Here is a 22,372-nt window from a genome sequence, read left to right on the forward strand (position 1 = left end):
AAGTATCTTATATAGTTCTTCCCCGAGCAGCTTTTCTCCTGCCCGGGGAAGTAAAATAATATAAAAATTTTTAGTTAAACCACACTTCTACCGTAGTGTTTTCAAGCACCTCACTGCCCGGTGGCGGCTTCTGCTGCCACGCATGACCGCTGCCGTAAGGCTTCAGCTTCAGCTTATACGGCTCCAGCAAATCGACAGTATTGCGCATGTCCAGTCCTTTGAAATCCGGCAGCTTGATTTTGCCGTCCGGCATTCTTTGCAGCACCGGCAGCTGCTTCGGCTTCTGGGTATCCTTCTGTCCGACGGCATTCATCTCCTCGAAAGAAGGCAGGCCTTCGCTTGCTGCGGGCTGAATGCCCTTGGCAACAAGTATCTGCTGTAGCGTATCGCGGAAGATAGGCGCGCTGACCTGCGAGCCGTAGAAGGCTCCCTGCGGCGTATCCAGCATAACCAGCATTGCATAACGCGGTTTATCAGCAGGCACAAAGCCTACGAAGGAAGCAATGTACTGACCGGCAGCATAACCGCCGCCGGCTGCCAGCTTCTCCGCCGTACCTGTTTTGCCGGCAATACGGTAGCCCTTAATCGCAGCAGTCTTGCCGCCGCCCTCGCTTACTACCTTTTCCATCATCTCGCGCATCTGACGTGCAACCTGCTCGGTAATAACATTGCGTACTACCGTCTTTTTGCCTTCCTTGATAACGGTTCCGTCGGCAGCCACAATTTTTTTGATGATATACGGCTGCAGCAGCTCACCGCCGTTAGCAATCGCGCAGATAGCGCGCAGCTCCTGCAAAGGCGTCACCGCAACGCCCTGACCTATAGCCATCGTCGCTACGTCAGGCTCGTACATATCCTTGGGATTATACAGAATGCCTCCCTCCTCACCGGGAAGCTCAATGCCGGTAGGCTCACCGAAGCCGAACTTTTTCGCATAGCTGATAAGCCTGTCCGCTCCCAGCTTCATGCCCAGCTGTACCATACCGGTGTTGATAGAAAACTTGATAACAGTAGAAAACGGTACCGTACCCATGCCTTCGCCGTCCCAGTTGTAAATTACGCGGTCGGCAATCTTGATACGGCCGTTGTCCTGAATCAGTGTATCAGGTGTAATGATTCCCTCCGTCAGTCCCATGCAGCCGACAATCGGCTTAAATACCGAACCGGGCTCGTAAATCATGGAAACGGCACGATTCGTCCATGTATCGGATCTGTACTTACCGAAATTATTCGGGTCAAAGGTAGGACGGCTGGCCATACCCAAAATTTCACCGGTGTACGGGTCCATGATGATGGCTGCAGCGCCCTTGGCCTTGGTGCGTTCCATAGCATCATCCATAGCATCCTCCAGCACGTACTGGATTTTGCTGTCCAGCGTCAGATAGACCGTAGGCAGCTTTTCCTGCTTCGGCTGCAGCTCATGCCCCGGATCATTCACCATTAAGCCTAAAAGCTGCTTGCCTACCGCATCATGCAGCTTGGAATAGGTTGTTTCGCTGCCCTTAAGCACATCATCAAGCTGATATTCCAGGCCGCTCAGACCCTTGTCATCGGTACCGATAAAGCCGAGAATCTGCGCTGCCGCACGCTTTTTAGTATAATAGCGCTTGCTTTCCTCCAGAAAATGCAGGCCCTTCAAATCATTATCCTTAATAATTTTCTGAACCTGTGCTGCTTCCTTCGGCTCCATCGTGCGCTTCAGCCAGACAAAGCGTCCGCCGCCGGTAAAAATACCGTAAAGCTTTTGGGCATCCGTTTTCAGCACCGGTGCCAGCAAATCCGCGCTTAAGCGTCGCACATCTCGCTGCACGGTTTGTTTGTTCTTTTCATCCTGCTCGTCCTGCATCATTTCCGGGTCTGCGTAAAGCGAGCCCGTCATAATACTCACGGCCATCTCCTCGCCGTCACGGTCCACAATGCGTCCGCGCGGAGTGCCGCGTATATACTCTGCCGTCAGCTGTGATTTCGTCAGCTGCTTGAGCCTGTCTGCCTGCACTACCTGCAGCCAGATTAAACGTAAAAACACACCGGCTACAATTACAACCATACATATACATAAGGCTGTAAAACGTCTTTTACTGTCTAAAAAAGCAAAAGGCTTCATTGCTGCCACCTCCTGCTGCCCACGACACGCAAATCATTGCGGCGTTTTTCCGGCGGTTCGGCATCAAGAAGCTGCTGCTTTTCTTCCTCGTCATAAACCGACAGCAGCAAGCCGATTGCCGCCATTGAAATTATCATCGAGCTGCCGCCGTAGCTGATAAAAATAAGCGGTACACCGATAACCGGGAAAATACCGCAAACCATCGCCATATTGGCAAAGGCCTGGCCGATGATTAAAAAGGTAACTCCGGCTGCCAACAAAAAGCCCTTCTGATCTCGCGTACTGATTGTAATCTTATAAAAAGCAACTCCCAGCAGACAAAAAACAAGCAGCAGAATAAGTGCTCCGAAAAAGCCGTTTTCCTGACAAAAAACAGCAAAAGCAAAGTCGGTATGAGCCTCCGGCAGATAAGCAAACTTCGCTGCGCCGTGGCCCCAGTTGGTGCCTGTAAGACCGCCGCTGCCGATTGCCAGCAGCGACTGCACCATCTGATAGCCCTTGCCCTGCGGGTCGAGCCAGGGGTCAAACCACACATGCAGACGTTGCAGACGATATTCCGAACTTATTGACAAAAGCACAGCGCCAACAGCACCAACCCCAACAATAGTTGTTATCCAGCGTGCAGGCAATCCGGCAACAATAAACATGCCCATTACCAGCGCCGCAATAATTGCCGCGGTTCCCAGGTCAGGCTGCACAAGAACGCCAAAGGCAGCTATACCCGTTGCCATGGTTACCAGAAGGCATTCGCCCTTATACAGGCTTATCTTCTCTCCCAGCTTCATCGCATTGCCCAAAAATCTGGCTGACAGCATAATCAGCACCAGCTTGGCTATCTCTGACGGCTGGATAGAAAAAGAACCGATATAAATCCAGCGTGTAGCACCCTTATTGGCTGCTCCCCAAAAATGCACCACTACCAGCATAACCAGCACTATGCAATAGCATATCCACAGAAATCTTTTATTCAGCAACCTTTTGTAGCCTATTTTACGGATAAAATAAATTCCCACAAAACCCAGCACAGCACAAAGGTAATAGCGAAGCAGATAAGACAGCCCGTTATCATACAAGCTGGCACTGAACACATTGATACCACCTAGCAGCAAAAGTACGGCCATAAGAGTAAAAATAGCTTGACGGGGATTGTCCCATAACAAAAATCTCTTCTTCATGGCAAAGCCCTAATTAAAAAACTACCTCGCAGAAATTGATTGGCGTTCCCAGCGCACTGAATTTCTGCTCATATTCTGTCTGTACAGGGTTCTCATATTCGGAATGATGCAGGTCATAGCTCAAAGCAATAATCTGCAGGCCGAACTCCTTGAATTCCTCTACGGAAAAATCAAACAGAGCGCGGTTATCCGTTTTAAAGCGCAGGTGACCGCCCTCGCCCAACAGCTGCTTGTACAATGCCAGGAAGTTGCGGTGCGTCAGACGGCGTTTGGCATGACGAGCCTTCGGCCAGGGGTCGCTGAAATTCAGATACAGCTCCTTGATTTCGCCGGGCTCAAACCAGTCCAGCAGGTTTTCGGCATTAGCACAAATGATTTTAACATTCGTCAGCTCTTTGTCCTTTGCTGCCTTAGCGGGGAAATAGGCAATATCATGCTGTGTTTCAATGCCGATAAAGGCCTTATCCGGATACAGCTCTGCCATACCGATGGTAAAACGTCCCTTGCCGCAGCCAATTTCCAGACACAGACGTTTGCCAGGGAACATCTCCTGCCAATGTCCCTTGAACTTATCGATATCATGCAGGAAAACGTATTCTCCCTGCACTTCCTTCATAGCTTCTTCAATCCATGGTTTTTTTCTTAAGCGCATAGTCAGACCTCACATAAAAATATTTTCTCAACTATATATTATACAACAAATCTCCTTAACTTGGGAAAAGAATTATAAAAAAGCCGGCAGCATAATAACTACACTACCGGCATAAGCAGGTGTCTCAATCCTTCTTCAACACGCCCTTTACCTTACGCAGCAAATCGTCGACCTTTTTATTTGCCGGCGAATCGTCATCCACCTCAAAGCGACGGCTTTCATCGCCCAGCGGCTTATCCTTGCAGGCCATATTCTTCAGCTCTCCCAGCATTTTGATGCCTTCGATGCGTGCCTCCTCATAGGTTGTTTTAAAGGCAGACAAATCCTCCGGACAGCCTGCTTCCAGCCAGGCATTCGCCACCTTGCCCACAGCGTAGGTCACCGACATGCCCACGGGAATCTGCACCGGTGCAAAGGGAATCAGCGTTGCCAACGTCTGCCCCACAAAGGCACCGCCCAGCGAACCTAAAAGTCCCAGCACAGCACTTTCGGAAAGCTTGATACCACGCAGCTTGGCCAGACGGGTAATCATATAAACCTCGTTCGCCATCAGCGTCATCGTTCCTACTACCGGAGCAACAACGATTACACCGGCACGGGCAGCAGCCCAGCGGCAGATATCCTCCGCCTCTTTATCCGTATCAACAGCATATTTCATTTTATGTTCATCCAAACGCTCTGTCATTTTCTCACCTCATTTATGCAGCTTACAAAGCAATTTACTTTTTATAATTACATTATACAGCAAAGCGGACGGGCGAAACAGTGAGATTATAGTGAAATCGCCGCTACAGTAAACTTTTTCCTTCATACTGACTAATCTCCTGAGCAAAGCAGGAGAGTTTATGGTAAAATATTAGAGTATATATTGATATTCGGTCAAGGTGGTGAGAAATAGTGACAGTGGACAATACGCCTGTCGTAGGACGCTTTGCGCCTACCCCCAGCGGCTTTCTGCATTTGGGAAACGTTTTCTGCAGCCTGCTGGCCTGGCTCTATGCCAAAAGCAGCGGCGGCAAAATAGTTTTGCGCATCGAAGACCTGGACCCGCAGCGCTGTTCCCTCGCCAAGGCCGATGCACTAGCGCGCGAGCTGGAATGGCTGGGGCTGACGTGGGACGAGGGTGCGTATTGCAGCGCTGACAGCGACAGCTTTTTCCAAAGCCGCCGCTGCGATATCTACGCGCACTGCTTCGACCTTTTACAGCAGCAGGGGCTTGTCTATCCCTGCTTTTGCAGCCGCAGCGAGCTGCACGCCGCCGAAGCACCGCACGCCAGCGACGGACGTATTATTTATGCCGGCACCTGCCGCAAGCTGACGGCAGCACAGCGCAGCGCCAAAATGCAGCAGCGCCGTCCCGCCTGGCGCATCAAAGTTGCCGACGAGCTTATCGCCTTTACGGATATGCACTACGGCAGGCAGCAGGCCAACCTGGCGCACGAATGCGGTGACTTTATCCTGCGCCGCAGCGACGGAGTGTACGCCTACCAGTTGGCTGTTGTCATCGACGATGCGCTCATGGGCGTAAATCAGGTAGTACGTGGCTGCGATCTGCTCAGCTCCACACCGGTGCAGCTTTATCTTTACCGCCTGCTGAATCTTACGCCGCCGTCCTTCTGCCACATTCCGCTGCTTACGGATGCCGCAGGCCGCAGGCTTTCCAAACGCGACGGTGATCTGGAAATCGCCGCCCTCAGGCAGCACTTCGGCAGTCCGGAGCCTATTATCGGCCTTCTGGCCTATCTTGCAGGCCAGCTGCCCAAGCCGGAACCTCTTACCGCAGCAGAGCTGCTGCTGCTTTTCCGTCCGGAAAAAGTTCCCCTTGAAAATATCGTTGTACCGCAATTGCTTTGATTGCGCAGGCAATAACACATTACACTGATTATAAAACCTGGGAGGAATATATAATGAAAAAATATTTAATGAAAATCAAGGTTAATATGCTGATTGTACTTATCATTAGCTTACTCGGCGGCATGGCCGGCAGTTACTTCTTCAATAACCGCTGGTTAGGCCTGATTGTCGCTATTCCCCTGTGCGCTCTGTATATCTATCAGGTATATCAGGTGCAGGCCGATTACCGCGAACAGCACACCAAAAAGAAACACACTAATAAGTACAGATAAGAATAAGGCGTTATATTAAACGACCTGCTGAAGTTTAGTTCTCGGAATAGACTTCAACAGGTCGTTTTGCCGTCTTGCAACATTGTGACTGCATTATTATACGGACGGAGCCTAAACGCTTTGCTCACCGATATTTTACATTTCCAGTTCCATCTGCTATTGGTATTTCTCCACCGCTAGTGTATAATAGCAATTAGGAGGACTTTACTATGCATTTACAAAAAACAGCTCTCGTTCTGGAGGGCGGCGGCATGCGGGGAATGTTTTCCGCCGGTGTGTTTGAAGCCTTTTTGGCGCATCAGTTCACCTTTCCCTACATCACCGCCGTTTCTGCCGGAGCCTGCAATATTTTATCATATATGTCTGCCCAACCGCTGCGCACACGTCAGATTATCGAGCACTACGTCACCGATAAGCGTTACTTCAGCGTGCGCAACTGGATTAAAAGCGGCAGCATCTTCGGCTTTGACTTTATCTTCAAGGAGCTTCCCAAGCAGCTGCTCCCCTTTGACTATGCGGCCTACCGTGCCTATCCCGGCGTACTGCAGGTTGCTGCTACCGACATCGTTAATGGCGAAAGCGTCTGGTACGATCAGGAAGCAATGGGTCAGGACTTTATTCCTGTGCGCGCTTCTTCCTCCATGCCCTTTGTCGCACCTGTTGTCAAGCATGAAGGACGTGCGCTGCTCGACGGTGCGCTGCTGGCACCCATTCCCTACCAAAAAGCACTCGACGCAGGCTATGAAAAGCTGATTGTTGTGCTCACACGCAACGAAGGCTACCGCAAGAAAAAAGGCGTACCCAAGTTCCTGCTCAAATCAGTATACAAAAAATATCCTAAGCTTTGGGAAATCATGGAACAGCGCCCCAAGCTCTACAACGAGCAGCTGGAGGCTGTCGAAAAAATGGAACGCGAAGGCAAGGCTGTCATCATCCGTCCGCAGATACCCCTTACAATTGATAAATTTGATATCAAGCCGCATAAGCTGTTGGCGCTGCATGACCACGGTATCGGCTGCGGATTGGCTGCAATCGATAGGATAAAAGAATTAGAGCAGCAATAAATCCTTTTATCAAAACTATTTTCAGTGTATAATATATTCTATAATAAGGAATAACAAACAATCCACTCCTTATTCCTTGGAGGTTCACATGAAAATAAGGTTAGGCGTTATCGGCGAAGCAGAGAACATAGATATCTTTCGGGAAGTTATAGAAGAATATAATGACTACGAAATTGCTACGTTCATTGATGCCGACGGAACACATACACTGAATATTATCGATACCCACCAACAGGATTTTGACTCCTGGCTCATCTTTGACCAGATAAATTATCTGCATATAAAAAATTGGGGCAAAGTACAAAAGCCTGTCTACTACATTCCTTACTGCGGTGCCAGCTTTTATAAAACACTCTGCACTACTATTTACCAAGGCTTTAAAATCGATGAATTAAGTATAGATACAATCCCCTATTATGACATTACCCGTGCTCTGGAGGATATGAAGATAAACTATAACGTTATTAATCATTTATCCGATGAACATGGTGCCTTATCGCTCAACGGATATGCTGCTTTTCATCTTGAACTCTTTAAAAAGGGCATCACTAAAGCTGCTGTCACCAGAAGCTACTTTGTCAAAAACTTATTGGAGCAGCACGGTATCCCTGCTTTCTGTATCATGCCTATACGTGTTACTGTACGCAATATTTTAAACGTAATTTTAACTCAATTCCGTATAAAAAAACTCCGGGAAGGCCAGATTGCCGTGCAGGTATTCAGCTTCAATCTTCTGGGCGATAAAGACAATTTTTATTCCGTGGATGACTTATACAGCAGAGAAATTGCTATTTCACAAAAGCTCATCAGCTACACCAAAAACATCAGCGGCTCATTAAAGCCTGCCAACGAAGGTAATTTTTATATTTTCACCACGCGCGGCAGCCTGGAACGGCTCACCAACAGCTTCACCAGCCTGCCCGAACTGCCGATTCTGCGCGATTTAAGCAAAAGCCTGCATGCCTGCGGTATCGGCATAGGCAACAGTGCCCGCGAAGCTGAATATAATGCCGTCATTGCCTTAAAGCATGCTTGCGCCGATAAAAAGGGCAGCTGGTATGTCGTGCTTGACGACAAAACAATCAGCGGTCCTTTAGGAAGCGCACAACAGATAGATTTTCAGTATGCCTCCGCACAGTTGGAAGAAGTAAGCAAAAAGACATCTCTCAGCCAAGCCACTTTAAGTAAAATTTGCCATGCGTTGAAAATTTACGGACGCGATGAGCTTAATGCACAGGAGCTTGCCACAATACTGCAAATCCTGCCCCGCAGCGCCCGTCGCATTCTCACCTGCCTTACGGAGCATGGTTATGCCGAAGAAATCCGCTCGGAAATGTCTGAAACAAAAGGACGCCCACGCAAAATATATAAAATAAAATTATAAACACTCCTCCAAAGGCTGAGGTTCAGCACCAAACTGTAACCTTAGCCTTTTTATTTTTAAATTATATACACATATATCTCCTATTGACACACTAGGTGAAAAGATGTATTCTTTAATAAAAGTCTTAGCCTTTATTAGTCTTTTATTATTTTGAGGGGGCAAAAACAATGTCAGATACATTATTAGACAAAAACAAAATTTGGCAACAGATAGACGATGAAAAGGAAAACATGCTGCAGCTTTGGCAGGAATTAGTTAACGTTGATTGCGGTTCCGGCAACAAAGCAGGCGTTGACTTCATCGCACAAAAAATCGAAGCCATTTTAAAAACACTTGGCTTTGCTACAACCCAGGTAGAATTTGAAAAAGCAGGCAACACACTGGTAGGTAAAATCGGCGATACCAGTAAAGATTTTATCGTTTTATTAGGCCACATGGACACCGTATTCAAAGACGGCACCGTAGCAGAGCGTCCGTTTAAAATTGTTGACGGAAAAGCCTACGGCCCCGGCTGCCTTGATATGAAGGGCGGCATTGTTATCATGCTGACAGCTTTAAAAGTGCTTTTGGCAAATAATTATTCCAAGCATGGTATTAAAGTAATCCTTGCAGGCGATGAAGAAGTAGCTCATTACTTAAGCAATGCTTCCGAAACAATTTTGGCGGAAAGCAAGGGTGCTTTGGCAGCATTTAACTTTGAAACCGGTTTCTTGGATCAGGGTGTTGTCACCAGACGCAAGGGCAGATATGAATTTACCATGGAAGCCTATGGTCGCGGCGCACACGTAGGCAATGACCCGCAAAGCGGCCGCAGCGCCATCATTGAATTAATGCATAAGGGCCTTGATATCGAAGCCTTAACTGATTTCGACAAGGGTATTAACTTTAACGTAGGTTTATTCGAAGGCGGCACAGTCAGCAACGCAGTACCGGACTACGCAAAATTAACCTGCGACACACGCTATACCGACTATGCCTTACTGGAAGAAGTATTGCCCAAATTGCAGGCTATTGCGGCTAAGCAATACGTTCCCGATACCAAAACCGTTCTCAAGACTGTTACGGAATTCCAATCCATGGACGAGGTTCCCGGCACAGCCGCTTTGCTCCAATTAGTACAGGAAGCAGCGGCAGAGTGCAATTTACCTCAACCTACAGCCAAAGCAGTCGGCGGCGGTAGCGACAGTGCCTATGCTACAGTTGCAGGCGTTCCTACAATCTGTGCTCTCGGCGTACAGGGCGTACGCAACCATACGGCAGAAGAATTTGCTGTTGTAGATACTCTCTTCAGCAGATGCAAACTGTTTGCTACTATCATGCTTAATATCTGAGGCAAAAGCTTAAGCTTACAGATGCCTTGTTTACATCTTACATATTATTCTTCCTACATCCCCCTAAAAAGTATCGTCCCGGCATTTTTTTCCGGGACGATACTTTTTTATGCTTATTATATTACCTTTAGTCCTCAATAATCAGACGTCCCTCAAGCTCACGTTTGAGATGCTGATGCGTCATAAAGTATTCCTCGATCACATCGCGATACGAAGTCGCCAGCACGCGTACTCTGCCGTTGGCTTCGGCTTCCTCCAGCGTAATATCCAAAAACGGCTTCAGGCTGCTGTAGTGATATTTGCACAGACCAATCTTATAAATCTGCTGCGCTCCCAAGGGTTTTCCCCCAAATGTCAGCTCCTTGAAGCATTGGCCGCTGCGGCTCCATACTACATGCATTCCCTGCGACAGCTGATAAAATTCCGTATGCTCGCCGGTAAAGGCCTCCTCGCGCAGGAAGCGCTTAATCATGCGTGTCAGCTGCTCACCGGTAACCGGCAGCATATACACCGCTTCATCATAGGGGAAGCATTCGGTAAAGTCGCTGTACAGCACTACCGGTCCCAGATTATAGCTGCGGATAGCACCGGAACCCATCAGCATAATATCAATGCCCAGGCTCTCCTGCAGCGCATCCGCTACCAGGCTGCCAAGAGGAGTTTCCTGAATTCGGGAAGGATGCTCCAGCTTGCGGGCAAAGCGGGTAACCAGTCTGCCGTACTTTTTGTCTGTCAAATCCTTGTAGTGCATAATGAAGTTTTCCAGGCTTTCATCACGAGGGCAATGGGTTTCGTCGATAGGCACGTTCGACCAGGTATAAGTATCGACCGCATTCAGGTCGGTATCTACCATGATATCAAAACGACCGATCTGGTCCGTGCCTGTTCCGGCCTGTACAATCAGAATATCATTAACCTTTACCGGATGCTCCAAAAAGGTATGCGAATGACCACCGATAATAACGTCAACGCCCCAAGCGGGATCAAGCATTGCCGCCAGTTTTTTATCCTCTTCGAAGCCGATATGCGTAAGAATAATCGTAAAATCGATATCGATTGGATTGTAGGTATTACAAATACGGCCGATTTCCTCTGCCGCCTCGCAGATATCTACAAAGGAACCGATTACCTTATCCATCTTCGTCTGCGCCAGTACGTCCTCGGTAATGATGCCGATGAAGAGAATCTTCATACCATCGATATGTGCGATATAAAACGGCTGGAAAAGACGCTTGTTATTCGTGCGAATGTGAAAGTTCGCATTGATAATCGGGAAGTTAGCGCACTTTTCGATAAACAGCAGATGCGCCAGACCGTAATCAACCTCGTGATTACCGATGGTCACAACGTCCGGTCCCAGCAGATTCATAATCTCAATGGTCGATACGCCCTTGTATTCCGCATCGATTACGGAGCCACGGAACATATCCCCGGCGATGCAGTAGATAACATTCTCTTCTTCTTCCCTTACCTTATTGATATAGCCGGAAAGCATGGATACGCCGCCGACGAGCTTATTATCAATTCTTTCAGCCAGGAAATCGCCATGCAGGTCATTGGAATGTAACAGTGTCAGCTTTTTTAAATTTTTCATATTAGCACCTCATTTCCTGCAGTTACTGTATTTTTGGTAATTTTATTATAAGGTAAACCCGGCAATTTGCCCCTACCCTAAAAGCGTTTTTCGGATAGGAATAAGCAAATTTTTTATTATTTTCGGCTATTTTTCCGTCTGCTTTACTTTTTTCCCGATACATAGTATCATATTTTCATCTGAACTTATCAATTTATCCTATATACCGAATTTCACTATAGTCAAAAATTTTCTTGGGCTTTTCTGTCAAAAAGGATTTTCTGCTATGCTAACCTACAGCTTTGCCGATTTACAGGGTGAGAGCATGTACGCTCATCTCTACAAATGCATCAAAAACGATATCACCAACGGTGTCCTCCATGCTGAGGAAAAGCTGCCCTCCAAGCGCATGCTGGCCAAAAATTTAGGCATCAGCCTCATCACCGTGGAAAATGCCTACGCCCAGCTCGTAGTCGAAGGCTATATCTATTCGCAGCCCAAGCGCGGTTACTACGTGGCGCGCATTGAGCAGCAGCCTCTGCCGGTAAAGGCAGAACGCAAAGCAGCGCCGTCACTTAAACCACAAGCAACGGCGCAAAGCGTCAGCTTCGCCAAAAGCAGCGTACCGCCGGACACCTTTCCCTATAACATCTGGGCACGCCTTTTGCGTAACACGCTCACCACAGCGGACGAGCACGCTCTCATCAGCGACACCAGCGCCGGCGGCGTTTTGCCGCTGCGTCAGGCGCTCGCCCGTCATCTTTACCAGTTCCGCGGCCTGAACATTGCGCCCGAGCAGATTATCATCGGCGCAGGCACGCAGACGCTGTATAATCTTATCGTACAGCTTTTGGGACGCAGCCACGTCTATGCGCTGGAAAACCCAGGCTATCCGCAGTTGGCAGCAGCTTATCAGGCCAACGATGTTTTCTGCCGTTATCTGCCGATGGATGCCCATGGTATCCGCGCCGATGTTCTGGAAAACAGCGGTGCCGATATTCTGCACATCAGCCCTTCGCACCAGTTCCCTACCGGCATTGTTATGCCTGTCAGCCGCCGCTACGAATTGCTGCACTGGGCAGCAAAAAAAAGCAGCCGTTATATCATCGAAGATGATTACGACTGCGAATTCCGCCTGTTCGGCAAGCCTATTCCGCCATTGCAGAGCATTGATACCGAAGAAAAGGTTATCTATATCAACACCTTTTCCAAAACGCTGGCACCAACCTTCCGTATCAGCTACATGCTGCTGCCACCGCACCTGGCATCGCTGTTTTATGACAAACTCGGATTTTATTCCTGTACTGTATCTAATTTTGAGCAGTTTACGCTCGCTAAATTTATCGAGGACGGTTATTTTGAACGCCACATCAACAGAATGCGCACCTACTACCGCAGCAAGCGCGACCGTCTGCTGCAGTATCTCACGCAGTCCGACGCTGCACCCGCACTTACGGTAGAAGGCGAGGACAGCGGTCTGCATTTTCTGCTGCATCTTGCTACCGATGCCAAGGATTCTCAGCTTGTGCAGGCTGCAGCAGCCAAGGGCATCCAGATTAAATTTCTTTCGGACTATTATCACGAAAAGGTTGGCGACAGCTCGCACACCCTGCTGATGAATTACACCGGTCTGGCGGATGATAAGCTGTATCCGGCCTTAGACACACTGTTTACCGTGCTGAAGCCTTATCTGAAGCTGTAATTATTTCGCAACACACAGGCTGACAAAATATTCGTGGATGCCCGTGCTTTTGGCTACGTCAAGCTCCGGATGAAAGGCCAGATCCAGCTGCTTGCCGTACTGTGCCGCCACAATATGCTCATCTACAGCAGCAAGCACCTCTACGCCATCCCCCACGCTGTCAATATACGGCGTACGGATGAAGGTCATCGGCACCTTGCCCAGCTTACCGAATTCTGCCTCGGTAAAAAAGCTGCCCAGCTGCCTGCCGTAAGCATTACGCTTCACGGTAATCGGCATAGTGGCCAAGTGCAACTTGCTGTCGTTCGTCAGCTTTTCCGCCAACAGAATCATACCTGCGCAGGTTGCCAGTACCGGCAAGCCCTGCGCTATTTTTTTCTGCAGCGGTGCAAACATACCAAGCTCATGCAGCAGCTTGCCCTGCACCGTACTTTCGCCGCCCGGCAGGACGATGCCGTCCAGGGGCTGCTCCAAATCCGGCAACTGACGCAGCTCTACAGCTTCCGCGCCCAGCTGACGCAAGGCCTGCACGTGCTCAATAAACGCACCCTGCAGTGCTAAAACGCCGATTTTCATTATTTACCACGCTCCGCCATCAGCAGCTGAATTTCCGGCTCGTTGATGCCAACCATAGCTTCGCCCAAATCCTCGGACAGCTCTGCCAGCATTTTTGCATCGTTGAAATTGGTTACTGCTTTAACAATGGCCTGCGCACGCTTTGCCGGGTCGCCGGATTTGAAAATACCGGAGCCTACGAATACGCCCTCGGCACCCAGCTGCATCATCAGTGCTGCATCCGCAGGAGTTGCTACGCCGCCTGCTGCAAAATTTACTACCGGCAAGCGTTTATGCTCATGTACGTAAACTACCAGATCATACGGAACCTGCAGCTCCTTGGCAGCGTTGAACAGTTCGTTTTCTTCCATTGCGGCGATTTGTGCAATCTGCTGATTCATTTTACGCATATGGCGCACTGCCTGCACAACGTCACCGGTACCGGGCTCGCCTTTGGTACGGATCATAGATGCACCCTCGTTGATACGGCGCAATGCTTCGCCCAAATCCTTGGCACCGCAGACAAACGGTACGTTAAACTTGGTTTTATCGATATGGTAAACATCATCAGCAGGAGAAAGCACCTCGCTCTCGTCGATATAGTCAATCTCCAGAGCCTCCAGAATCTGTGCTTCTACAAAATGACCGATGCGCACCTTTGCCATAACAGGAATAGAAACTGCGTTTTGAATTTCCTTAATCAGCTTCAGGTCGCTCATGCGTGCTACGCCGCCTGCTGCACGGATATCGGCAGGAATCTTTTCCAGTGCCATAACAGCGCAGGCACCTGCTGCCTCCGCAATACGCGCCTGCTCCAGTGTCGTAACATCCATAATTACGCCGCCCTTTAACATCTGTGCCAGCTGTGCATTTAATTTATAACGTTCGTTCATTGTGAACACCTCCAAAATATATGCAAATAATAGGTTATGTGTAGTATTATACCTACATCTGAGCTTATTAGTATATTCATTTCTCATCAATTTACTATGTTCAGTTTTAATATATGTATTCTTCACAGCTTACACAACCATACTGCTAAGCAACGCCTGAAGCGTTGCTGCAGGCAGCAAAAAAGCAGTCGCTCTATCATCAACGATGATAGCGACTGCTTTTGCGTATCTTCAGGATCCCCGTAATGTATTTACATCACTGTATTCTTCATAACAATGACATTGTTACAACTGACGGATGTCATTACTTTAACATCTGGCCTCACATTTTTATGCAAAACTGAACTCTTATTACTGTACTATATTTAATTATAAACACCTTGCACTTTATAGAGCATCCAACAAAAATTTAATGCCGGTAATCAGCACCAGCACACTCGCCAGCTTCATCAAAATGCCGGACTGCAGCCTTTGCGCCAAGGCTACACCGCCCTGAGCACCGACAAAGGCACCCGCACCGATCGCCAGACCGCTGGTCCACACAATATGCCCAAGCATAGCATGCGAAACTAAGCCTGCAAGCGAGGAAACTGCCAGAATGCAGGTAGAAGTAGCAATGGCCACGTGCACCGGGAAATTCAGCACATAAACCATAAAGGGAACGTGGACGATACCGCCGCCTATGCCCAAAATGCTGGCTAAAAAACCCACACCGACGCTGCAAAGAACGCCCAGCTTCCAGTTATAGACTTCCGGCACCTCGCCGGCCGTCTTACCCGCCGCATTCTTACTGGCCTTGCGATACATATTTATCGCTGCCAGCACAAAGAAAGCGCCGAACACCAGATAAAAAAGCCTGCCCTGCAGATATTCTGCGGCATAGCTGCCTAAAAATGCACCGGGAACGGTAGCCACGGCAAATTTCAAGGCCGCATCTACGCAAACCTTCTTCTGCCTGATATACCCCCAGGTCCCCGAAACAGCATTCATCAATACCATCAGCACCGAAGTACCGATAGCCAGCTGCGGCTCATAATCCCAAGCAAACACCAGAAGCGGTACAATCACCATACCGCCGCCAATGCCTAAAAGCGCCCCCAATAAACCGACTAAAATACCTAAGGCCAAAAAGCCTGCTACTTCCATCTGCATCCCTCTCATTCTCTCATAATTCTCATTGCAGATTAGCTTAGTTTTTTTAAATCTCTCGTCGGTCAAAATCATCTTTTGACCTGTATTCTCATATATTCCGCAAGTATTCAAAAATAATTGCGGAACAGCAAATATTTTACACCTAAATAATCAAAAAAGGAAGTCCCTGTGATATAAATTACTTAGGAAAAGTTAATTTTTCCCAGCAGCCTATATCAGCAGCGTACTTCCTTTATAAATTCGTTATATTGCCTGCTTATTAAAGTAGTCATCAGCACCGGAATCAGCAGAATGCTGTGATTGCGTATTTTTTTAACTAAAGCACTGAGGCCGGCAACAATGGCGCCGGTCTTTGGCAGAATGTTCAACGAACCGCCAACCATAAACAGGAAGGCGATAATGGTGATGCCACCCTTAAAGCCCTTGTTGATGGAAGTAAAGAAATCCAAAAAGCCTGTCGGCTTTTGTGCTACATAATGGAAGGTAGCAGGGTCAACGACCATTTTACCAGTGTGTGCATCAAAGTAAAAGTGGCAGCCGCCACCGGCGACTGCCACATGCATCAGCTTCGCTCTGAAATTATTCGGCAACTACCATAACCTTGAAGGTAGCAGTTACATCGGTATGCAGCTTAGCAACAGCGGTGTATTCGCCTAAGCCTTTAACTGCGGATTTCAGCTCGATTTTACGACGGTCAATGTTCAGACCGGTTTGTTTAATCAAAGCCTCAGCAACGTCCTTGGAGGTTACGGAGCCAAACATTTTACCGTTTTCACCCACGCGTACCTTCATAGTTACTACAACCTTTTCTACCTGCGCGCCCAAAACAACAGCCTCATCCTTAGCCTGAGCTGCACGATGCTTAGCGGTTGCCTGTTCCTGTTTAGCCTGGTTGAGGTTAGCTGCGGTAGCTTCCTTAGCCAATTTACGCGGCAGCAGGTAGTTGCGTCCATAACCTTCGGCGGTTTCTACGATTTCACCTTTCTTGCCTAAGCTTTTAACATCTTGTAAAAGAATTACTTTCATCTGTTCGACACTCCTCTAACTGTTTTTTAGTCAGCGCAATAATCTGCGCTTCTACATCCCTGGCACGTTTATTTGCCAGCTGCACACCGGCCACCGTCTGATGACCGCCGCCACCCAGCTCTTCCATAATTACCTGCACATTGACGCTGCCGTCACTGCGGGCACTTATGCTCAGGGAACCATCTTTATATTCAACAATTGCCATGCCTACAGCTACACTCTCAATGGTAATCAGAGTATCCGCTGTCTGCGCGGCAAGCACGGAAGACATAGTATCATTATCGGCATTACGCATAACTGCAACAGATAAACCGGGTATCGGCATTCTTGCTCCGGCTATCAGCTTAGCCTTCTGCTGTACAAAGCTCAAATCATCCTTAAACAGCTGGCGTATCAGATTCGGGTTAGCACCGCAGCGGCGCAGCAAAGCGGCAGCCTCAAAGGTACGCTCGCCTGTCTGCACATTGAAGTTTTTCGTATCCAGTACAATACCGGCATACAAGGCTGTTGCCTCCGCCGGCGTAATATCCAGCCGGTCATCAAAGTAACCAATCAGCTCCGTTACCAGCTCACTGGTAGACGAGCTGGAAGGCTCCAGATACAGCAGCGTTGTATCGCCGATAATATCCTCGGCACGACGGTGATGGTCGATGATAATGCGGTTTCTGCAAGCCTGCAGCACAGCCTTGCTGGCCGAAAGCACCTCACGGTGATGATCGACGATAACCAAAAGGCTCTTATTGGTAACCAACGGTAGAGCATCGGCACCGCTCCGCATAATATCTATATACTTTGTTTCGTTAGCCGAAAGAATGATATTCTCATTATCCAGCACCTCGGTAATACGCTTATAATAAGCGTTATGCTCGCTGCTGACAATATAGGTTTCCTTGCCCAGCGACAGGCCCAGCTTAGCCATACCAATGGTAGCGCCGATGGCATCATAATCCTCATTAACGTGTCCCATAACAAAGATACGGTCAGCCTGCAGCATCTGCTCATGAATCGTCTGCGCCACGATGCGGGCACGTACACGCGTACTTTTGGCACCGACACTGCTCGTGCCGCCAAAGAACTGCGTATTCTTATCCTTCATAACAACAGCCTGATCACCGCCGCGTCCTAATGCCAGATACAGGCTCTTATTGGCATTGCCGATAAGCTCCTCCAGCGTAACGCCGTCACAGGCTACGCCTATACTTACAGTCGGCGGTATTTTATTACCACTGCGGATTTCGCGAACCTTATCGAGAATCATGAACTTATCTTCCATCATATCCATTACGGCAGACATGGAAAAGCCCATCAGGCTGCTTTCCTTGTTCATGCGGCAGATAAAGCCCTGCTTAGAGGCAGCCCACTTGGTCAGCAGCTCATTGATTTCGCCATTCAAATTGGCCATATTGGTTTCACTCAGCCCGCGCATAACCTCTTCGTAGTTATCAAAGCGCACATAAGCCAGGCACAGCTTATCATTGCTGTATTTCTGGCGCAAAAGCTCATAATCCGTGATATCCGTCAGATACAGCATCAGGCCGCTAGAGGTATTTTCCTTTTTGCTGTGACGCTCCTGCGTTTCTACACTGTAATAGCGCATACGATAATAGTGGTCTTCAATCTGAATAACCTGCTCTCCGTCACGCACGCTCATCAGCTCAAAAGCATTCTGTGCCAACGGCAGAATTTCCTCAGGCTTTTTGCCCTCCAGATTACTTTTGCCTGTCCAGGCGGCAAATAATTCATTTTTCCATTGCAGCTTGCCATATTTGGAAAAAACTGCAATGCCTACATCCAGCTTGCGCACCGCAAAATGGTTGGTACGTTCAATATTGCGGATAATATTATCCAGATAACTGCTGAAGAAGATTTCCCTGTTAATAAGATTCTGGCGGCTGAAATAATAGATAACGCCAAAAAGAATCAGTGCAGGAAAAATCAGCTTAGGCTGCAGATAGCAGACTAATATTGCCAGCAGCACAATTATCAGCAAATAAATATTAGTATCTGCTTTGGAATTCATATTCCGGTTAAACCTACTGAACATTATTTTCACCTCAAATCCGGCACAGTTGCCGAACTTTACCTTTGTTTTCTGAATCTGCTTGCAGGACGGATTTTCCTGAAGTCCATAACAATATCAAAGGCACCTACATAAACCATAATCTGAGTAAAGATAGGCACTATAAAGAGCAGCGCTATACCGATATTGGCCCACCAGCGCGGCTTGTGCTTTGTTTCTACAAACCAGTACAGCAGCACAATGCCCTGCAAAACCAGCACAAAGCTGCAGACCGTCTGTACATTGACAGACAGCGTATACATCCAGCTTGCCTGATCATGCTGATAATAATAAGTTACCGCAAACAAAGACGCAGCATAAGGCCACAAAATCCAGCCGGGAACCTGCAGCATCGTAAACGGCGGGAAGGCTTCAAAGCTTTCACCCAACTTCGTAAGAATCTTTTTTGCTGCCATGTAGTTCACAAAAGCCATCAACGGCGCACACATCATGAATGCACCCGGCATGATAATGCGCATCATGCGCAGCATTTCAGCATAACCGTCGACAGTCTTTTTGATATCGGCCTCGCTCATGCCATGCTCGCGGTAATAAACCGTCAGCTGCTCCAGGCTTTGGTGGAAGGAGCTGAACATCATCTCAATCGGGTCAATACCAAGTACCCAGAAGCTAAGCACGATATTCAGCACCAACGCAATTACAGCGCCGACACTGCCGTAAAGCATCATTTTCATCGGCGGCAGATGACGTCGCATACACTCGCCTAAAATCAGGCCCAAAAGGCCAAAAATAGCCGCCAGGAAAAAGGCATTAATTGGGCTGATAATCATCGCGATAATCACGGTAGCAACCAGCAGCGTCATAATGCTCCACTTCAGTCCGTGACGGCAGCCGCAGATAACTATTGGCAAGGGCCAGACAAAATTAACAAAAGCACCCAGCACAGGCACATACATACTTATCAAAGCCATAACGATGGCAACGGCAGCTAAAATACCGGCCTCAACCATGGCAGATGTTTTACGAATCACAGGTTATCCTCCTTTATGGATATATTTCTTCAATATATTATTGTACTACATCAACCGCTGAAAAGCAAAGGCTTTACACCCGCCGACAAGCCGTATTGTGTATTTCATACAAAAAATGGTATAATATATATAACATTCTTGTACAGTAATGACTACCGTACATAGGCGTCTTTTATTTTTTCAAAGGGGTTCTTAGCTTGCACAAGCAATATTTTCCGCAGCGCTGCTGCATGTTTCTCGTCGGTATCTTTACCATGACACTCGGCATCGCTCTTTCCTGTAAGGCTGATTTAGGTACTTCGCCTATTTCCAGCGTACCATGGGTTATGAGTATGTTCATGCCCTGGAGCATCGGTGAAATAACCATCGTCATGAACTTACTTTTTATCATCGCCCAGCCCATCCTGCTGCGGCAATTTTACTGGCGTAAGCTGTTGGGCCAGCTGGCAACACTGCTCGCCTTCGGCTACTGTATAGATTTTTCAATGAGTCTGCTAGACTGGGTAGCACCTGATACGTTGTTCTGGCAATGGTTTGACTGTATTCTGAGCACCATCATCCTTGCCTTAGGCGTTTTTCTCTGTATACGTGCTAAAATTTTCGTTGCAGCCGGTGAAGGTATCGTACTGGTTATTTCTTTTATCAGCAAAATTAGATTCAGCATCATCAAAAACTGCTTCGACTGCACGCTCGTCGCTATCAGCCTGGCAATTTCCTTTATGCACTTCGGTGCTATGCGCGGCGTAGGCGTAGGCACGATTGCCGCAGCCATCCTCGTTGGCCGCTGGATACAGCTTTACAGCAACAGGCTGCATATTTTCGACAAATGGAGCATTTTAGAGTAATTTTAGAGTAAGATTTTTCTTACTCTAATTTATTTACTTAAATTTTCTGAATTTTTCTTGTATTCTGTTAGATTATGTGCTATAATCCATTACAACAGCTGTTAGTATAAAATTTATCTAAGAAGGTGCTAATTTATGCTCAGTATTGGTACAGTAAAATGGTTTAATAATACCAAAGGCTATGGATTTATTGAGGCACGCAATGGTCAGGAAGTTTTCGTGCATTTTTCAGCCATCCGTTCCGACGGCTATCGCTGTCTGCAGGAAGGCCAGCGTGTTTCCTATCATCTTTCACGCGGTAAACACGGCCCCATGGCATTGAATGTATCGCCAATTATTTAATACGGACCTGCGCCGGCAGTTTATCTGCCGGCCTTTTTTATTGCTTCAATAATATTGTTCAAACAAATTCTGAGATTTATAACGCACTTAGTTAAAATAAAATGCACCACATTGCCGCTTACTAAAATTAAAAAACAGTGCGACTTTCGGGAATTATCTTACAGTTTAGTAAATTTTTTGTTAAATTTAAGTAAAGTATTGTTGCGTTTTTGTAGACAATGTGTATACAAAAGCGGAATAGTAATAATAACCGTCGGCAACTGCTGCGGTATTTTCAAGGAGGTTTTATCAATGGCAAAGAAAACTAGTTTATGGGCACTGTTGCTCGTAATGCTCGTAACTATGCTTACAGCTGCTTGCGGCGGCGGTAGCGGGGAGAAGAAAGCTGCTCCTGCTAATGACAAAAAACTTATCATCTATACCTCTATGAAGGAATCTCTGATTAAAGGCATCGTTGAGGGCTTCAAAAAACAAAATCCGGATATTGATGTCGACTATCAGTCTGCCGGTGCAGGCAAGCTGATGGCTAAAATCGCTGCTGAACGTCAAAGCGGCAAAATTTTGTCAGACGTTATCTGGACCAGTGAAGTTCCTGATTTCTATAAAATGAAAGATGAGGGCATTTTGGAAAAATACCAAAGCCCGGTATTAAAAGAAACTGTTAACCCGTTCAACGATTATGATGGCTCTTTCCATGCAGCACGTCTTGGTACCCTGGGCATCATCATTAACACCGACAAAATCAAAACTGCTCCTACCCAATGGTCTGACCTGCTGAAACCGGAATACAAAAACGGCTTCGGTATTGCTAACCCGGCTCTTTCCGGCACCTCTTACATGAGCGTAGCACTGCTGGAAAAACAATTCGGTTGGAAATTCTTTGAAGATATCAAAGCTAACGGCGGCCGCATCGGTAAAGGCTCCGGTCAAGTTATCGACGATACCGCTTCTGGCGAGCTTGTTTCTTCCTTAGCAGTTGACTATATCACCAACGCTAAGATTGCCAAAGGTGCTCATCTGCAAATGTGCTATCCGCCTGAACTCCTGGTAGTTCCCAGCCCGGTAGCTATTTTCAAAGGCACTCCTAAACTGGATGCTGCTAAAAAGTTTGTTGATTATCTGTTGAGCAAAGAAGCACAAACCCTGGTTGCAAAGCAAGGCACCATCCCTGTACGCGAGGACGTAGAAATCCCTGCTAAATTTAATCTGCCGGCTCCGAAGGCTGCTCTGGAAAAATCCATTAAGATTGATTACAAAGAAGCTGTAAAGGCCAAAGAAGATACCATTAAGAAGTTCTCTGGTATTATGCAGGTTAAGAAATAAGCTTCAGACAAGCTCAGTCAAATTTAGTAAGTCAAAGCAATGGAGGCTGGGACAAAACCCAACCTTAAACAGAA

General features: G+C 47.6%; 21 protein-coding genes. 9 read left to right on the top strand and 12 right to left on the bottom strand.

From position 1 onward, the window contains the following. Positions 1–70: 70 nt before the first annotated feature. The 4 genes from HMPREF9443_RS00755 to HMPREF9443_RS00770 form a co-directional block, all read right to left on the bottom strand. The gene (locus HMPREF9443_RS00755; protein ID WP_230197125.1) at positions 71–2,047 is read right to left on the bottom strand and encodes a penicillin-binding transpeptidase domain-containing protein; all 1,977 of its coding nucleotides are present in this window, start codon (positions 2,045–2,047) and stop codon (positions 71–73) included. A 53-nt stretch (positions 2,048–2,100) separates the two neighbouring features. Beyond that, on the bottom strand, positions 2,101–3,225 hold the full coding sequence (locus tag HMPREF9443_RS00760; RefSeq protein WP_230197126.1) for an FtsW/RodA/SpoVE family cell cycle protein: 1,125 nt from the start codon (positions 3,223–3,225) through the stop codon (positions 2,101–2,103). A gap of 67 nt (positions 3,226–3,292) precedes the next feature. Next, positions 3,293–3,931 carry a tRNA (guanosine(46)-N7)-methyltransferase TrmB gene (gene trmB / locus HMPREF9443_RS00765; RefSeq protein WP_009144566.1) on the bottom strand — a complete coding sequence of 213 codons (639 nt, stop codon included), beginning with the start codon at positions 3,929–3,931 and terminating at the stop codon, positions 3,293–3,295. Positions 3,932–4,055: 124 nt separating this feature from the next. After that, positions 4,056–4,616, bottom strand: coding sequence for a conserved domain protein (locus HMPREF9443_RS00770; protein WP_009144567.1), 561 nt, complete (start codon positions 4,614–4,616; stop codon positions 4,056–4,058). Positions 4,617–4,834: 218 nt separating this feature from the next. Here HMPREF9443_RS00770 and gluQRS point away from each other — a divergent pair, with 218 nt between their 5' ends. The 5 genes from gluQRS (at position 4,835) to HMPREF9443_RS00795 (ending at position 9,836) form a co-directional block, all read left to right on the top strand. Next, the gene (gene gluQRS, locus HMPREF9443_RS00775; RefSeq protein ID WP_009144568.1) at positions 4,835–5,785 is read left to right on the top strand and encodes a tRNA glutamyl-Q(34) synthetase GluQRS; all 951 of its coding nucleotides are present in this window, start codon (positions 4,835–4,837) and stop codon (positions 5,783–5,785) included. Positions 5,786–5,838: 53 nt separating this feature from the next. Further along, on the top strand, positions 5,839–6,057 hold the full coding sequence (locus tag HMPREF9443_RS00780) for a hypothetical protein (RefSeq protein ID WP_040564521.1): 219 nt from the start codon (positions 5,839–5,841) through the stop codon (positions 6,055–6,057). A gap of 209 nt (positions 6,058–6,266) precedes the next feature. Beyond that, entirely contained in the window at positions 6,267–7,121 is an 855-nt protein-coding gene (locus tag HMPREF9443_RS00785; RefSeq protein WP_009144570.1) for a patatin-like phospholipase family protein, read from the top strand. A gap of 88 nt (positions 7,122–7,209) precedes the next feature. After that, on the top strand, positions 7,210–8,505 hold the full coding sequence (locus HMPREF9443_RS00790) for a helix-turn-helix domain-containing protein (RefSeq protein WP_009144571.1): 1,296 nt from the start codon (positions 7,210–7,212) through the stop codon (positions 8,503–8,505). Positions 8,506–8,672: 167 nt separating this feature from the next. After that, entirely contained in the window at positions 8,673–9,836 is a 1,164-nt protein-coding gene (locus tag HMPREF9443_RS00795) for a M20 family metallopeptidase (RefSeq protein ID WP_009144572.1), read from the top strand. A 127-nt stretch (positions 9,837–9,963) separates the two neighbouring features. Here HMPREF9443_RS00795 and HMPREF9443_RS00800 read toward each other — a convergent pair whose 3' ends face one another. Continuing rightward, complete coding sequence (locus HMPREF9443_RS00800) at positions 9,964–11,430, bottom strand: bifunctional metallophosphatase/5'-nucleotidase (RefSeq protein WP_009144574.1); 1,467 nt, start codon at positions 11,428–11,430, stop codon at positions 9,964–9,966. A 265-nt stretch (positions 11,431–11,695) separates the two neighbouring features. Between HMPREF9443_RS00800 and pdxR the strand changes: the two genes are divergently transcribed. Beyond that, complete coding sequence (gene pdxR, locus HMPREF9443_RS00805) at positions 11,696–13,111, top strand: MocR-like pyridoxine biosynthesis transcription factor PdxR (protein WP_009144576.1); 1,416 nt, start codon at positions 11,696–11,698, stop codon at positions 13,109–13,111. Here pdxR and pdxT read toward each other — a convergent pair whose 3' ends face one another. The 7 genes from pdxT to HMPREF9443_RS00840 all read right to left on the bottom strand — a co-directional run bounded on the left by pdxT (position 13,112) and on the right by HMPREF9443_RS00840 (position 19,788). Further along, positions 13,112–13,687, bottom strand: a complete 576-nt coding sequence (gene pdxT / locus HMPREF9443_RS00810) for a pyridoxal 5'-phosphate synthase glutaminase subunit PdxT (RefSeq protein ID WP_009144577.1) — start codon at positions 13,685–13,687, stop codon at positions 13,112–13,114. Continuing rightward, entirely contained in the window at positions 13,687–14,559 is an 873-nt protein-coding gene (gene pdxS, locus HMPREF9443_RS00815; RefSeq protein ID WP_040564523.1) for a pyridoxal 5'-phosphate synthase lyase subunit PdxS, read from the bottom strand. The genes pdxT and pdxS overlap by 1 nt, the downstream gene beginning before the upstream one ends. A gap of 387 nt (positions 14,560–14,946) precedes the next feature. Beyond that, positions 14,947–15,711 (bottom strand): sulfite exporter TauE/SafE family protein, encoded by a 765-nt coding sequence (locus HMPREF9443_RS00820; protein WP_040564524.1) that lies wholly within the window; start codon positions 15,709–15,711, stop codon positions 14,947–14,949. A gap of 215 nt (positions 15,712–15,926) precedes the next feature. Next, positions 15,927–16,301, bottom strand: coding sequence for a hypothetical protein (locus HMPREF9443_RS00825; protein WP_148495298.1), 375 nt, complete (start codon positions 16,299–16,301; stop codon positions 15,927–15,929). Then, entirely contained in the window at positions 16,291–16,737 is a 447-nt protein-coding gene (gene rplI / locus HMPREF9443_RS00830; RefSeq protein WP_009144581.1) for a 50S ribosomal protein L9, read from the bottom strand. Before rplI ends, HMPREF9443_RS00825 begins: the two co-directional genes overlap by 11 nt. Further along, positions 16,709–18,757 carry a DHH family phosphoesterase gene (locus HMPREF9443_RS00835; protein WP_040564526.1) on the bottom strand — a complete coding sequence of 683 codons (2,049 nt, stop codon included), beginning with the start codon at positions 18,755–18,757 and terminating at the stop codon, positions 16,709–16,711. Before HMPREF9443_RS00835 ends, rplI begins: the two co-directional genes overlap by 29 nt. A gap of 59 nt (positions 18,758–18,816) precedes the next feature. Then, positions 18,817–19,788: a YybS family protein gene (locus HMPREF9443_RS00840; RefSeq protein ID WP_040564530.1), complete on the bottom strand. Its 972-nt coding sequence runs from the start codon at positions 19,786–19,788 to the stop codon at positions 18,817–18,819. Between the two features lie 197 nt (positions 19,789–19,985). On the opposite strand from HMPREF9443_RS00840, the gene HMPREF9443_RS00845 reads away from it, so the two are divergent. From HMPREF9443_RS00845 to HMPREF9443_RS00855, 3 genes are all read left to right on the top strand, one after another. After that, positions 19,986–20,633 (top strand): YczE/YyaS/YitT family protein, encoded by a 648-nt coding sequence (locus HMPREF9443_RS00845; RefSeq protein ID WP_040564532.1) that lies wholly within the window; start codon positions 19,986–19,988, stop codon positions 20,631–20,633. 135 nt (positions 20,634–20,768) lie between these two features. Beyond that, entirely contained in the window at positions 20,769–20,975 is a 207-nt protein-coding gene (locus HMPREF9443_RS00850) for a cold-shock protein (protein WP_009144586.1), read from the top strand. Between the two features lie 291 nt (positions 20,976–21,266). Then, positions 21,267–22,298, top strand: a complete 1,032-nt coding sequence (locus tag HMPREF9443_RS00855; protein ID WP_009144587.1) for an ABC transporter substrate-binding protein — start codon at positions 21,267–21,269, stop codon at positions 22,296–22,298. The last annotated feature ends 74 nt before the right edge of the window (positions 22,299–22,372 follow it).

It is taken from the genome of Phascolarctobacterium succinatutens YIT 12067, assembly GCF_000188175.1.
GTDB classification, from domain to species: Bacteria; Bacillota; Negativicutes; order Acidaminococcales; family Acidaminococcaceae; genus Phascolarctobacterium_A; species Phascolarctobacterium_A succinatutens.

Bases quoted from the DNA above. Each gene is read 5' to 3' on its own strand.
- pdxT (WP_009144577.1), bottom strand. From the start codon at position 13,687: ATGAAAATCGGCGTTTTAGCACTGCAGGGTGCGTTTATTGAGCACGTG.
- trmB (WP_009144566.1), bottom strand. From the start codon at position 3,931: ATGCGCTTAAGAAAAAAACCATGGATTGAAGAAGCTATGAAGGAAGTG.
- HMPREF9443_RS00770 (WP_009144567.1), bottom strand. From the start codon at position 4,616: ATGACAGAGCGTTTGGATGAACATAAAATGAAATATGCTGTTGATACG.
- HMPREF9443_RS00790 (WP_009144571.1), top strand. From the start codon at position 7,210: ATGAAAATAAGGTTAGGCGTTATCGGCGAAGCAGAGAACATAGATATC.
- HMPREF9443_RS00850 (WP_009144586.1), top strand. From the start codon at position 20,769: ATGCTCAGTATTGGTACAGTAAAATGGTTTAATAATACCAAAGGCTAT.
- HMPREF9443_RS00800 (WP_009144574.1), bottom strand. From the start codon at position 11,430: ATGAAAAATTTAAAAAAGCTGACACTGTTACATTCCAATGACCTGCAT.
- pdxR (WP_009144576.1), top strand. From the start codon at position 11,696: ATGCTAACCTACAGCTTTGCCGATTTACAGGGTGAGAGCATGTACGCT.
- HMPREF9443_RS00835 (WP_040564526.1), bottom strand. From the start codon at position 18,757: ATGAATTCCAAAGCAGATACTAATATTTATTTGCTGATAATTGTGCTG.
- HMPREF9443_RS00820 (WP_040564524.1), bottom strand. From the start codon at position 15,711: ATGCAGATGGAAGTAGCAGGCTTTTTGGCCTTAGGTATTTTAGTCGGT.
- HMPREF9443_RS00785 (WP_009144570.1), top strand. From the start codon at position 6,267: ATGCATTTACAAAAAACAGCTCTCGTTCTGGAGGGCGGCGGCATGCGG.
- HMPREF9443_RS00755 (WP_230197125.1), bottom strand. From the start codon at position 2,047: ATGGTTGTAATTGTAGCCGGTGTGTTTTTACGTTTAATCTGGCTGCAG.
- rplI (WP_009144581.1), bottom strand. From the start codon at position 16,737: ATGAAAGTAATTCTTTTACAAGATGTTAAAAGCTTAGGCAAGAAAGGT.
- HMPREF9443_RS00855 (WP_009144587.1), top strand. From the start codon at position 21,267: ATGGCAAAGAAAACTAGTTTATGGGCACTGTTGCTCGTAATGCTCGTA.
- HMPREF9443_RS00780 (WP_040564521.1), top strand. From the start codon at position 5,839: ATGAAAAAATATTTAATGAAAATCAAGGTTAATATGCTGATTGTACTT.
- HMPREF9443_RS00795 (WP_009144572.1), top strand. From the start codon at position 8,673: ATGTCAGATACATTATTAGACAAAAACAAAATTTGGCAACAGATAGAC.
- pdxS (WP_040564523.1), bottom strand. From the start codon at position 14,559: ATGAACGAACGTTATAAATTAAATGCACAGCTGGCACAGATGTTAAAG.
- HMPREF9443_RS00760 (WP_230197126.1), bottom strand. From the start codon at position 3,225: ATGGCCGTACTTTTGCTGCTAGGTGGTATCAATGTGTTCAGTGCCAGC.